The sequence below is a fragment of the Bartonella sp. AP30XZML genome, assembly GCF_042195945.1.
In the GTDB taxonomy this organism is placed as follows: domain Bacteria; phylum Pseudomonadota; class Alphaproteobacteria; order Rhizobiales; family Rhizobiaceae; genus Bartonella.
The window spans coordinates 1-13316 of record NZ_JBHIPJ010000077.1 but is presented as its reverse complement, the minus strand read 5'-3'; the positions used below and the strand labels follow the sequence as shown (position 1 = coordinate 13316).

The window sequence follows — 13316 nt, the reverse complement described above, 5'->3', positions numbered from 1 at the left end:
AAGATGTGCTGTGTGAGTATTCAGGAGCCAAAAATCATAATATGTATTTAAAGATGTAAATGAAAAGATGTGGGATATGCAAGCGTGATTAGAATTTCTGTGGATGTCATGGGCGGTGATTACGGTCCAGAAGCAGCTATTGCAGGAGCAGCAATTGTACAAAAATATTTATCAAATATTTATTTTCTATTTTATGGAGTAGAGGAGGCTGTTCGTCCGGTTTTAAAAAAATATCCCTGTTTGGATTCTGTATCGCGCTTTTGCCCTACAGAAAGTTATACACGCATGGATGAAAAGCCAAGCCAAGCACTTCGTAATGGACGTGGTAAATCATCAATGTGGTACGCCATTGAAGCGGTAAAAAATGGTGAAGCTGATGCTTGCATTTCTGCTGGTAATACGGGTGCACTCATGGCCATGTCTTATTTTTGTTTGAAAATGCTTGCAGAGGCTGAACGTCCTGGTATTGCGGGTATCTGGCCAACACTGCGCAGTGAGAGTATTGTTTTAGATATTGGAGCAACAATTGGTGCCTCTGCTAGTCAGTTGGTTGATTTGGCGGTTATGGGAGCAGGTATGTTTCGCGCTTTATATCACACTGAAAGACCAAGTGTTGGGCTTTTAAATGTGGGGGTGGAAGAGGTTAAAGGACTTTATGAAATAAAAAAAGCAGGAATGATATTGCGTGAAGTGCAATTAGAAGGATTGGAATATAAAGGATTTGTTGAGGGCAATGACATTGGAAAAGGAACAGTCGATGTTGTTGTGACAGAGGGGTTTTCTGGTAATATTGCTTTAAAAACCGCAGAAGGAACCGCGCGACAGATAGGAGAGATTTTAAACTCTGCAATGCGCAGTTCTTTTTTAACATCTCTTGGTTATTTTTTATCACGGGGTGCTTTTCGTATACTGAAACATAAAATGGATCCTGATAGGGTGAATGGAGGAGTGCTTTTAGGTTTGAATGGTGTTGTTATAAAAAGTCATGGCAGTGCTAATGCTAATGGCTTTGCTTCTGCTATCCGCGTTGGTTATAAAATGGTTAATAATGGACTTTTACAAAAAATAACGGCTGATTTACGGCGATTTCATGAAAATAAAGAAACACTTTTTGACCAAGAAGATGAAGCGGTGATGAATGGAGAGTCCTTATGATAAGCTCTTATAATAGAAATGAAAAATTTGAAGAAAAGGTAAGAGCTGAATGATTCGGTCAATTATACGTGGTGTAGGAAGTGCTTTGCCGAAAAGAAGTTTATCAAATGATGAGATTGCAAAGTTTGTTGAAACGTCAGATTCATGGATTGTTCAGCGTACAGGAATACGCCAACGTTATATTGCCAGTGAAAATGAAACAACTGTTTCTTTAGGAGTTGAGGCTGCGCAAGCAGCACTTACAAATGCTGGTTTAACAATAAAAGACATCGATTGTATTATTTTAGCAACGTCTACCCCGAATCGTACTTTTCCTGCTTCTGCTGTTGAAATTCAGCATGCTTTGGGAATGAGCCATGGATTTGCTTTTGATATTCAAGCTGTTTGCTCTGGTTTTATTTTTGCTTTAACAACAGGAGATTCTTATTTACGGTGTGGGGGAGCTAAAAGAATTTTAGTTATTGGATCCGATACATTTTCTCGAATTTTAGATTGGGAAGATCGTACGACATGTGTTTTGTTTGGTGATGGTGCGGGTGCTGTTATTTTGGAAGCACAAGAAACTGAGGGGGATATTGCTTTTGAGCGTGGTATATTGTCTGCGAAATTGCGCTCTAATGGTGCTTATATAGATAAGCTATATGTTGATGGTGGACCTTCAACAACACAAACGACAGGCTATTTGCGTATGGAAGGACGAGAAGTTTTTAAATATGCTGTTGGTATGATAACGGATGTGGTTGATGATTGTTTTGCAGCTGCAGGTATGGATTCTTCACAACTAGATTGGTTTGTACCTCATCAGGCTAATAAGCGCATTATTGAAGCATCTGCTAAAAAGCTAGGAATTTCACTAGATAAAGTTGTGATTACCGTTGATCAACATGGTAATACGTCTGCTGCATCAGTTCCGTTGGCTTTAACAACAGCTGTTTGCGATGGAAAAATAAAAGAAGGAGATCTTATCATGTTAGAAGCCATGGGAGGTGGATTTACATGGGGAGCAATTCTTATTCGTTGGTAAATTATGGCTACTTGACCATATTTCAAGAAAACGTATAAGTCATTTTGTAATTTTTAATATTTTAATAGGTGGTTATAATGACAAGTAAGACAGTAACGCGTGCAGATTTAGCGAGCGTAGTTTGTAAAAGAGTGGGCTTGTCACATACTGAATCAGCAGCTTTAGTCGAATTGGTTTTGGATGAGATTTGCAACTCACTTGTAAGAGGTGAAGCGGTTAAATTATCTTCTTTTGCAACTTTTCAGGTTCGCAGTAAAAATGAACGTGTTGGACGCAATCCAAAAACAGGTGTTGAAGCACCTATTCCGCCGCGACGTGTTGTGACGTTTAAGGCTGCCAATGTTCTTAAACAGAGAATTTTAGATTCGTATCGTGCAAAACAGAAAAAATGATATCTCATAAATAAATGCCATGGTATGTTTGGTATTTGTTAAAGAAATGTATAAAATAAGGGTCTTTGTTTTTTAGAAAAAGACTGGTGAGTAAGGTGTCAATGATGGTCTTATTTTTGACTAATCTTGTTGAGAAATTGAGACAGAATGAGTCATTGTAAAGTAATTTATTTTGTTTTAAATAAGGTGTTACAAAATGGATAAAAGCTCTGATGCTTTTCGCACAATTAGCGAAGTAGCGGAGTTATTGGAGCTTCCGCAGCATGTCTTAAGATTTTGGGAAACACGTTTTAGGCAGATTAAACCAATGAAACGTGGGGGAGGAAGGCGCTATTATCGTCCGGTCGATGTTGATTTGCTCAATGGTATTAAGCAGTTACTATATGATCAAGGTTATACGATAAAAGGTGTGCAACGCCTTTTGAAAGAAAATGGTGTTGCTTTTGTAACTGCATTGGGTAATGGTGATCTTGATGCTATGAATGTGGTCATAGAGAAGAAACATGCAGGACAAACTTCTGAAAATGCTAGCAATAAGCCTAAGAAATCTTCTTTTGGGCTTTTGAGTTTCATGAGGAGTGAAGGAGAAACATCTGTCGGTTCTGTGAATCTTTACAAAGATAAAACTGATAAAGCATTGTTACAAGAAATTCTGTTTGAACTCATTGAATGTAAGCGTGTTCTTGATAGAGCACGATAATAATATTTTTTTGTTTTATATGTGTTTCGTAGATATTTAGATGTTTTATGGATGTGCCCAGAATTTTATACGTTCAACGAGTAGTCATATATCGTATGTGTATATTTAACGAGTTTTTTATAAGAGTTTTTCATTTGGTAAAACATGAAGAAGAGAAAGAATAAACGCTGAGTTTTGCCATTTTTTTGATTTGGCTTTATAAAAATTAAGGCAATATCTCATCAGTGTAGATTGCGGGATGTAGAATGCCATTAGCTTACCAATTCATGTGCTTGTTTTAAAGAGATGTTTCTTAAGGCTTCTTAATCTTATTTTACCATAATGCCTCGTGAATGATTAATGGTAAACTCGTTGAGTACCGCTATTTTTATACTTATGAAGGTTCAAGTCGGCATCATCATTATAGTTATAGCCTGTTCTCAATGACTGCAACAATCCTTAGCACTTTAGGCGGCTCATTGTAGGCATTTTAAAAGTCCTTTCTCAATAATTTTTATCCATACACTCATTCCGCTTGTTTCGTGCAAGCAAATGATTTTGATAGATTCAACATAAACATATTAAAAATAAGAGAAGCCTATGATATTCGAAACCTTATTTAATATGAATAACGATATATTATCATTATAAATCAATATCTTGTCCTTTTTTATAAGGGCTTATCTTACGAATAAGAAATATCATTGTTCAGCTAATTTTACATATTTTTTATTAATAAATATAATCTTGTTTTCAGTTTTCTTGCTTGATGTTACTATAATTATTGTAATGATCTATCCATGATAGTAGCAGAATCTTTTCATTATAAAGGTAAAAGATTAATGTTATTATTAATATTCAATTGTCTATGATTTTTGCATTTAAACAGCTCATAGCTTACATTCAACTTTTTCACCAATCCACCTTGTAGAGAGAGAGCACGTTACTCTTTCTGATGATAGGTCATTGTGCATGAAACAAAAACACACTACAATATCAAATTATTTCATTTTGTACAAAAACTGAAGATTTATAGTAAAAAATTAACGTATTACCATCTTCTGTGATATTATGCATTTATGACACGTCGCAAATCTGGAGGTGTTGCTTCATTTGAGAGTTGTTTAATCACATCTTCTACAGATAAAAGGGTTTGATTTGTACTTCCTAAGCGGCGTATATTTACGCTGTTTGTTTCAGCTTCACGTTTGCCACATACCAAAATTACGGGGACTTTTTGTAAAGAATGTTCTCGTATTTTATAGTTAATTTTTTCATTGCGGAGATCTATTGTTGCGGAAAGCCCAACAGCTTTAAGTTTTGCTGTTATTTTTTGGGCATATTCATTTGCTTCGGATGTAATTGTTACAACAACAATTTGTTCAGGAGCAAGCCAAAGTGGCATATGTCCAGCAAAATTTTCGATTAATATACCAAGAAAACGCTCCATTGATCCCAAAATAGCACGGTGGATCATAACAGGTTGACGTTTTTCTGAATCTTTATCAATATAGAATGCACCAAAACGTTCAGGGAGATTAAAGTCTATTTGTGTTGTTCCACATTGCCATTCACGACCGATAGCATCCTTTAATGTATATTCAAATTTTGGACCATAAAATGCTCCTTCACCTGGAAGGATGCTTGTTTTGATTTGTCCTGCAAATTTTGTTTCAATCGTTTTAAGGACAGATTCCATGATACTTTCTGCATGATCCCATAATGCATCAGATCCAACTCGTTTTTCTGGACGTGTTGAAAGCTTAAGACTAATTTCTTTAAAACCAAAATCAGCATAAGTTGATAAAATAAGATCATTAATACTGAGACATTCATCGGCTAATTGTTCATCAGTACAAAAAATATGCGCATCATCTTGTGTAAAACCACGCACACGCATAAGACCATGTAAAGAGCCTGAAGGCTCATAACGATGAACAAGTCCAAATTCAGCAAGTCTAATAGGCAAATCACGATAAGATTTTAAACCATGTTTAAAAATTTGCACATGACCAGGGCAATTCATTGGTTTAAGGGCATAAACATTCCCATGATCTGAATCTTCTGCTGCTGAAATTACTTTGAACATATTCTCCTTATACCAACCCCAATGGCCAGATATTTCCCAGAGTGACCTATCGAGAACTTGTGGTGCATTAACTTCAGCATATTGATGATCATCAAGGCGTCTACGCATATAGCTGATCAAATTTTGGAACATTTTCCAACCTTTTTTGTGCCAAAAAATCATTCCTGGCCCTTCTTCTTGAAAGTGAAATAAGTCCATTTCACGTCCCAAGCGGCGATGATCACGTTTTTCAGCTTCTTCTAGCATATGGAGGTAGGCTTTTAAGTCATTTTCATTTGCAAATGCTGTTCCATAAATTCTCGTGAGCATTGGATTATTGGCATCGCCACGCCAATAAGCTCCTGCAACTTTCATTAATTTGAAAGCATTCCCAATTTGCCCTGTAGATTGCATGTGCGGTCCGCGACAAAGATCAAACCACTCCCCTTGATAATAGATTTTTAAATCTTGATTTTCAGGAATGCTATCAATAAGTTCAACTTTATAAAATTCTTTTTTCTCAGAAAAAACTTTTCTTGCTTTTTCACGAGACCAAATTTCTTTTCTAAAAGGTTTATTGCGTTGGATAATTTCACGCATTTTCTGTTCAATGACGGTGAGATCATCTAATGTAAAAGGTTGTTGGCGTGCAAAATCATAATAGAATCCATTCTCAATGACAGGACCTATTGTTACTTGCGTTTCAGGAAAGAGCTCTTGCACTGCTTCAGCAAGGACATGGGCGCAATCATGCCTTATGAGCTCAAGAGCGCGTGAATCTTCTCGGGTAATAATCTCTACTTGACCAGATTGTCCCAATGGATCCGATAAGTCTCGCGTGATACCATCAAGACTATAGGCGACTGCTTTTTTTGCAAGTGATTTAGAAATAGATTCTGCTAATTCCAAGCCTGTCATTTCGGCGGGGTAATTACGTTTTGAACCATCGGGAAAAAAAAGAGAAATAGAGCAAGACATAAAAACACCCTTTTAATCCAATTCCGCTAACGATTGCGGATGGTTTCGTGAAAATTGAGTAAAAAGCTTATAGACTAATTTTTTTATCAATACATGTGAAAAAAGAAAAGGATTATTTGTTGTGTTTGTCAGAAATTTTCCAGTAACACCAAGGTTTATAAAAACAGCAAGAATTTCCAAGCGATGGAGGGACTGGATCAAAGCCATCTGTTCCAAAGGGTCCACAACGCATGATACGAAAGAGTCCCATCCATGCACCAGCCCAAAGCCCATGGCGTGCAATCGCTTCATATGTATATTCTGAACAAGTCGGGGCATGGCGGCACTGATTACCTATAAGGCTCGAAAGTGTTATTTGATAGAAACGTATTAAGAAAACACCCAATAATCGTCCGGGTGTTTTTTGCCAAGTGCCTGTGTAATTCCGAGTCAACTTTTTTTGTCTAGATTGTGATTTGAACATTTATTTTTCTTCAATTTTTTGAATGCAGTCTATCGTTGCATCAAAGGGTAGTAGTGTTGCTGCATGGCGCACTTTATAGTCTTTAATGGGCTGTAAGCAAGAAAAATCCTCAAATGGAGCTTGAGGAGAAGGACCATTTTGCGTTAGCATTTGGTAGATAACTTCACGCAATATTTTAAGATCTTGAGTTGTTTGTCCGATGATATGAGATGCTAAAAGTGAAGCTGAAGCTTGCCCTAGCACACATGCATGTATTTCGTGAGCAAAATCGGTAATAATACCATTTTCCACTTTTAAATCTACAGTGATTGTCGAACCACAAAGGTGTGCATGTTTTCTTGATGTTGCATCAGGATTATTAAGACGCCCAATTTTGCCTATATGTGCAGCATATTTAAGTATTTTATCATTATAGATATTATCAATCATGCGCTATTGCCTGAAATTTTGAGAGTCGTGATTGTTTAAACTTTTAATTCGCTTATATAGAGATTATACAAAATGAGATAGGTATGGAGCAAATGCTTTGTATAGAGTAAGCTTGGAGTTTTTGAATGCGTAATGTTGTTAAAGAAGACACAAATTTATCTGAAGAAAAGCGTCCGAGTATTGAAGAGGTGGAAGAGGCGATTCGTACATTACTCTTATGGATAGGGGAAAATCCAAATAGAGAAGGGCTTTTAGATACTCCAAAACGTATAGCCAAGGCATATCGCGAGCTTTTTAATGGTTATAGTCAATCGATTAAAGAAACCTTAGGTACAGTTTTTGAAGAGGTTTCAGGATACAATGAAGCCGTAATCGTAAAGAATATACCTTTTTATTCACACTGTGAGCATCACATGATCCCAATTATTGGGAAAGCACATATAGCATATCTTCCTAATGCAAAAATTGTTGGTCTTTCAAAAATTGTACGTGTTGTAGATATTTTTTCTCGTCGTTTACAAACTCAAGAAGCTATGACAGCGCAAGTGGCTCACGCGTTAAAAACGTATCTGAAGCCTCATGGTGTAGCAGTATTGATTGAGGCTGAGCACATGTGTATGGCTATGAGAGGAATCCAAAAACAGGGCTCTACAACAATTACAAAAAACTTTCATGGTTATTATGAAAAAGATCAAGCGGCACAAGCACATTTTATGATGATGGTTCAAAGGTCATAGTAAAGCCCATATTTCTCGTAATCTTTATTAAGTTATAAAGCATCCGGATAAAATAAATTATGAGAAAAAGAAAATTGGCTTGTACCTTTCTTTATGATTTGTTAAAGGCTAAAAACCAAGATTTTTTCTTTCCACGTGCGGTCGTGGCGGAATTGGTAGACGCGCAGCGTTGAGGTCGCTGTGGGGCAACCCGTGGAAGTTCGAGTCTTCTCGACCGCACCAGTTAGCAGTGAGTCTCTCCATAATGAGATGAAGTTATGTTAGAGAGAGGGGATTTATAGGCATTATAGAAAAATCTTTTTTGTATGTTATTTGTTGGTGTGTTGCCAATAATGTTTCGTTTTTATTACTTTATCTATGCATTTGAAATGTTATATTTTTATAAGGTGGGGTGAAGTTGCAGTGAGAAGTATAATGATTCTGAGATATTTAACACTTCTTATTTGTATTTCTTTATTATCAGCGTGTAGTGATTCACGTGCTGTACTTTGGCATGGGGTGCATGCAACACCTTCTATGACTGCCGTAGAAAGGGAAGTTGAAGGGAAACCAGTTTCTCCAAAAGCCATCGTTCCAGTGTATGTTGCAACGAGTCGTATGATGCAAAATAATTACGCTCAACCTTATGGTGCAGAGCGATCAAATAAAGTTCATTATAATCGTGTTGACGTAGGAATTCCTCAGCAACATGTAAAGGGAGTTGTTGAAATAAATGCCTATAAACCTACGCATGATAAGTATTTTGCAGCAGTAGCATTGCAAAAATACGATAATAAAGAACAGTTTAAACAGCGATTAAATGCTGCTTTAGCAAAAAAGCCAAAAGGAAAAAGAGAAATTTTTCTTTTTATCCATGGGTATAATAATAATTTTGCAGATGGTACATTTCGTACAGCACAGTTTACACACGATTATTCTTTAAATGTTGTCGCTGTGCATTATTCTTGGCCTTCGGCCGGATCAGTTCCTCTTTATATTTATGATCGTGACAGTGCTAATTTTGCCCGTGACGGATTGATAGAGCTTTTAACACTTATTAGTGAAACCAATGCTGATCAAATTTCGGTTATTGCACATTCTATGGGCAATTTTGTTATAATGGAAGCATTTAGAACGTTAGCGTTACAGGGAAAATATAGGCCTATTCGTCGTATTACAAGTTTATTAATGGCTGCACCAGATATTGATGTTGATGTATTTGAGCGCCAACTTAATGATATAAAAAAACTCCCGCAGCCAACCGCTATTTTAGTATCCAGAGCGGATAAAGCTCTTGCGGTTTCAGGACGTCTTACGGGTGGACATCATCGTGTGGGCGATGGCTCAGATATTGAAATGTTGCGTAAAAATGGAATAGCTGTTCTTGATTTCTCTCATGTGGATGGGGGAGCACACAATGTCTTTGCATCTTCGCCAACATTGATGGCTCTTTCTCGAGAAGGTTCTTTGGCTTCCACAATTATGCAAGGTACAGAATTGTCACCTAGTCAAGCCCTTCTTGCTGATGGTAGTAGTGTGTTGGAAAAAACAACACATCTTATCCTTTATACACCTGTACGTTTTCTCTCTCCACGGATTCCACGTTGATCGTGAAAAGAGAGAAGAGGCTCCATCGAATAATGTATTGGAGGTAATATTTTTTAGCACTTTCTTTAGAATGGTCTTATAAAATGAAAAATAAATAGCGGGATGAATGTAAAAAACAGTCATTAGGTGAGTTTGTGATGATTGCACGGAAACGCTATGTTAATACGCCTACAGTTGTTGATTATTTATCTCATTCCGCAATTAAGTTATTAGACATTCATGCTATGCTTGTGAAGGTGAGAAAAGGTGATATGGGGGAAAAACCAAATTTATTGCGTCAAATTGATTCTACAAAAAAACAGTTAGATGAGATAAGCCATGCTCTTATTTTAGAATATCGTAAACGCCAAGAAAATGAGCGTTTTTTTAAACAAATTCTGCTATCCATTTCCGATCAACTTTTTGCACTTAATAATGGTTTTAAGGAAACAGGACGTCTTTTTTTTCAAGAAGTTAGAATACTTCAATCTCAGATGCAATGTTTGTATGAGGGAAAGGAGAGGCTGCATTTGTTGAATAGCCAAGAATCTTTTTGTTCTCCATCAAAGATTGATGAAGTCATTAAACAGTTACAAAAAGCACGAGAAAAGCTTATTCTTGAAAGCCCACATCTCTTTGAAAAAAGCACAAAAGCTAAACAATGAAAGTTCTTTAGTTGAGCAGATCGATAATTTGAATTTTACAGCAAAAACGCTGTTAGATAGAAGGCTATAACCTTTTTAAAGAAAAGAATTTGCTTTAATAAATGAAACGCATGTATTTTATAATCTCACTCTTTATCGCATTAAAGCTTTAGAAGACTTTGGTTATATCTTTGCTAAAGTTAAGGCTGATGAATTAGGTGGCTTTATTGAAAATAAATGTTTGTGGAAAGAATTTTACAAAAAACTTTCTGATTCTTTTAATAATAGCCCGCCGGATAATTTTACCAATGTTATGAAGTTGTTAGTATATTCATTAGGCAAATAAAAAGCAAGTAAAATAAAATAGTTATGTCTAATATAAGGGAATAGGTTATTCCTGATTCTATTGAGTTTTTTTGCCTCTATCCCTCATCTTTTTGAAGCTTTTTTATGGCTTCAAGAGAGAGTTTTTTACGGTCTGCGCTCTTTGTGTAAAGAGATGCCATAGCATCATTTGTCCAGCCAAAAATTGCTTTGAGTTGTGATACTGTTGCACCAGAATTAGCTGCGCGTGTTGCTGCTAATTTTCTTAAGCCATGTGCTGATTTTTTGATTCCCGCTACGTTACAAGCCTCACGAAAAAGGTTGCCAAAACTTTCTTTAACTAGTTTTTTACCTTCTTTACCACAAATGAATGTTTCTTCTCCAATAGGACCAGTTTCAAGCGTTTTGGCTAATTCCGGTAAAATGGGAAGAAAAACATCTGTTTGGAATTTACTTTTCTCTGTTTTGAGATGAATAATATTGTCTTTGACATCTTTCCAGCCAATGCGTACCGCATCACCACGACGCAAGCCCGTATATAAAAGAACATCAATCCAGACACGTTCATGGGTACCATGATGCCATATTTGATAATATTTTTCGACATCTTCTTCTGTCCAAACAGGAAATCTCTCTTTGTTTTTGAGGGGGGGTCTTTTTATTCCTAAAGCTGGATTATTTTCCAAAAGACCTTGATCAATCGCCCAATTAAAAAGTCCATTAAGGGCTTTCAGAAAATTTCTAGCCATTGCTGGTGTTTCTTTACGCCGTTCAACACCGGCTATGATATGTTTCTTTTCAATTGCTTGGTATGGAATGTTTCCTATGGTATCACATACCTTCATAAGAATGAGTTCTTTTTGTTTTGGGTGACTTTAGAAAGGCTATGCCAATTGGAGCTGTTAAAATACTGTTTAAGGAGCCATGCGAATGAACCTTCGACTAGCTTACCAGTTTTTGATTTAGGAAGTATAAGCCCTTGTAACTCGGCAAGTGCGCTTTTGTAGTTATCAACAAACTCTTGCGTTCCATAGGTGCCGCGTATTCTAATACGTGGTCCATGACCAATACGTACATACCATATAATTTTACCATGACGTGTGACTTCTTTGACAAGATGAGGAGGACGTGGTTTTGGCATGGAGATCACCTATAAGACGATATCAAATTCATAATCATCACGAGATAATTTCCATAATTTATCAGGATTTGCTGTTGAATTTGGTATTGGAATATCGGATTTANGACTTCTTTGACAAGATGAGGAGGACGTGGTTTTGGCATGGAGATCACCTATAAGACGATATCAAATTCATAATCATCACGAGATAATTTCCATAATTTATCAGGATTTGCTGTTGAATTTGGTATTGGAATATCGGATTTAAGATAGATAAGCAGTTCACCGGTAGGTTTGATTTCTATGAGTTCGCATTTTTGCTTTTTTGCTTCTCTTAAAGCTCGTGCAATGTCTGCTTGCGTTATGATAGCTTTACGAGGTGCCATATCTTTTCTCCTTACATTGAGATGCAATTCACGTGTGGCGTGAATCACGCATTACTTGAAAGTGTTAGGAAGGGTGGGGGTGCTCATAGATATGCGGGGAACAAAACACCCCCATAAGGTTAAGCAGCTTTTGTTGAGAGTTGTTTTATCTCTCGTTCTATCTCTGCTAAAAAGGTTTCAACAGCTTGATTGATCTGTTCAATTTGTTGATCATCACGGAGAACACGCTTGACTTTCATGCGTAAGTGAAAGAATTCCCCCGTAAAACGTGGGTCATAGCTTACGAAATCACACCATTTTCGTCCTGTACAAGCCATTTGGAATTGCATTTGTGCGTGATATTCTGGTTTGATTTCGTCACCTATACAAAAGCGCATATGTGTTACTGATCTCGGGCATTTGACTTCGATTAAACCGTCTTCTCCAATGAGACCATCGGGGCTAGCCCCCGCCATTTCTATTGTGGGGTGTTGGATAAAGCCGCACTTTGTTATATTGGCATCATAAATGAAGCCATATTCTCTCAAGGCATCTTCTTCATGTTCAATACCCCATCTCATATCTTCAGTTTCATAATAAGGGCTTGTTTCGCCTGTTAAGCGCTCTGTTATGAGTTTGATTTTGTAGTCTTCATAAAAGCCTTTTTAATAGGCGGGTTTCCATCTGTATCGTCTTCTTTACTTGCTAAATTAAGAAGCATGCCTAATAGGTATCTTCGTGCGTAGGTAAGTGTGGAACCAAGTGATTGTATGCTATTTTTAGAGCCTGTACTGTCAATTGGAAATGTTCCTTCTGTTGAGATTTGATTGTCTGAAGGATGAGACAGAGTTATTTCTATGGTAACGTTTTTTTCTGTTTGATTTTTAATACGATAAAACAAAGCAAATTTGTATGTTGCAAGCCCTTTCTTTACAGCATCAATGTACTGATCAAGTGTAGCGTATTTGCTGTTTGTATGGTTATTAATGGCGTTTTGTTCGATATTTTTATATGCCATTTGCACAGCCGAAAGATCACGGACAAAATTTTGGCGCTCTTGTCGTTTTATCTCTTGTTCTCTTAAATCAAGAAGACGCTCTAAGCGATCCATATCGACGTCACTGTCTAAGGCTTTATTTAAAATACGTTCCATGACAGTTTGTTCGACGGCTACATGATGTGTTTCTTCAATTTCTATTAGGTTAGTGTTTTGTTCACTCATCTTGATTTCCTACATTGCGCGCAATTCACCCGTGGCGTGAATCACGCTGGTGTTAAAAGGCTGGTTTTTGGGTGTTAGAGTTTTGTCTTTACAGGTTGTACAATCCGATCAATTGGAATGCGTTTTATATATGCACAATGATCAGAATAT

The 13316-nt window shown here is 36.8% G+C and carries 11 protein-coding genes, 1 tRNA gene and 3 pseudogenes; 8 read left to right on the top strand and 7 right to left on the bottom strand.

From position 1 onward, the window contains the following. Positions 1–84: 84 nt before the first annotated feature. The 4 genes from plsX (at position 85) to ACFIL2_RS05455 (ending at position 3271) form a co-directional block, all read left to right on the top strand. Positions 85–1155 (top strand): phosphate acyltransferase PlsX, encoded by a 1071-nt coding sequence (gene plsX, locus ACFIL2_RS05470; RefSeq protein ID WP_375618503.1) that lies wholly within the window; start codon positions 85–87, stop codon positions 1153–1155. Between the two features lie 49 nt (positions 1156–1204). Continuing rightward, complete coding sequence (locus tag ACFIL2_RS05465; RefSeq protein WP_375607115.1) at positions 1205–2179, top strand: beta-ketoacyl-ACP synthase III; 975 nt, start codon at positions 1205–1207, stop codon at positions 2177–2179. A gap of 77 nt (positions 2180–2256) precedes the next feature. Next, complete coding sequence (locus ACFIL2_RS05460; protein ID WP_375633144.1) at positions 2257–2571, top strand: integration host factor subunit alpha; 315 nt, start codon at positions 2257–2259, stop codon at positions 2569–2571. 196 nt (positions 2572–2767) lie between these two features. Continuing rightward, positions 2768–3271: a MerR family transcriptional regulator gene (locus ACFIL2_RS05455; protein ID WP_375633143.1), complete on the top strand. Its 504-nt coding sequence runs from the start codon at positions 2768–2770 to the stop codon at positions 3269–3271. 1048 nt (positions 3272–4319) lie between these two features. Here the strand turns inward: ACFIL2_RS05455 and thrS are convergent. From thrS to ACFIL2_RS05440, 3 genes are all read right to left on the bottom strand, one after another. After that, entirely contained in the window at positions 4320–6296 is a 1977-nt protein-coding gene (gene thrS / locus ACFIL2_RS05450) for a threonine--tRNA ligase (RefSeq protein WP_375680592.1), read from the bottom strand. A 112-nt stretch (positions 6297–6408) separates the two neighbouring features. Further along, positions 6409–6759: a membrane protein insertion efficiency factor YidD gene (gene yidD, locus ACFIL2_RS05445; RefSeq protein ID WP_375633141.1), complete on the bottom strand. Its 351-nt coding sequence runs from the start codon at positions 6757–6759 to the stop codon at positions 6409–6411. Then, positions 6760–7188 carry an iron-sulfur cluster assembly scaffold protein gene (locus ACFIL2_RS05440; protein WP_375679302.1) on the bottom strand — a complete coding sequence of 143 codons (429 nt, stop codon included), beginning with the start codon at positions 7186–7188 and terminating at the stop codon, positions 6760–6762. It abuts the gene before it with no gap. 125 nt (positions 7189–7313) lie between these two features. Here ACFIL2_RS05440 and folE point away from each other — a divergent pair, with 125 nt between their 5' ends. From folE to ACFIL2_RS05420, 4 genes are all read left to right on the top strand, one after another. Continuing rightward, positions 7314–7925 (top strand): GTP cyclohydrolase I FolE, encoded by a 612-nt coding sequence (gene folE, locus ACFIL2_RS05435; RefSeq protein WP_375680591.1) that lies wholly within the window; start codon positions 7314–7316, stop codon positions 7923–7925. Between the two features lie 137 nt (positions 7926–8062). Further along, positions 8063–8147 (top strand) — tRNA-Leu (locus ACFIL2_RS05430). A 192-nt stretch (positions 8148–8339) separates the two neighbouring features. Next, the gene (locus ACFIL2_RS05425; protein WP_375618498.1) at positions 8340–9512 is read left to right on the top strand and encodes an alpha/beta hydrolase; all 1173 of its coding nucleotides are present in this window, start codon (positions 8340–8342) and stop codon (positions 9510–9512) included. 137 nt (positions 9513–9649) lie between these two features. Then, on the top strand, positions 9650–10156 hold the full coding sequence (locus ACFIL2_RS05420; protein WP_375680590.1) for a hypothetical protein: 507 nt from the start codon (positions 9650–9652) through the stop codon (positions 10154–10156). A gap of 401 nt (positions 10157–10557) precedes the next feature. Here the strand turns inward: ACFIL2_RS05420 and ACFIL2_RS05415 are convergent. The 4 genes and pseudogenes from ACFIL2_RS05415 to ACFIL2_RS05400 form a co-directional block, all read right to left on the bottom strand. After that, a pseudogene (locus ACFIL2_RS05415) lies at positions 10558–11600 on the bottom strand (tyrosine-type recombinase/integrase). 152 nt (positions 11601–11752) lie between these two features. Beyond that, on the bottom strand, positions 11753–11965 hold the full coding sequence (locus tag ACFIL2_RS05410) for a hypothetical protein (protein WP_375680589.1): 213 nt from the start codon (positions 11963–11965) through the stop codon (positions 11753–11755). A 119-nt stretch (positions 11966–12084) separates the two neighbouring features. Continuing rightward, positions 12085–12600 (bottom strand): annotated as a pseudogene (locus tag ACFIL2_RS05405) (lambda exonuclease family protein); the annotation flags it as partial. After that, positions 12600–13166: pseudogene (locus ACFIL2_RS05400) on the bottom strand (ERF family protein); the annotation flags it as partial. The pseudogenes ACFIL2_RS05400 and ACFIL2_RS05405, both read right to left, overlap by 1 nt. Between the last annotated feature and the right edge of the window lie 150 nt (positions 13167–13316).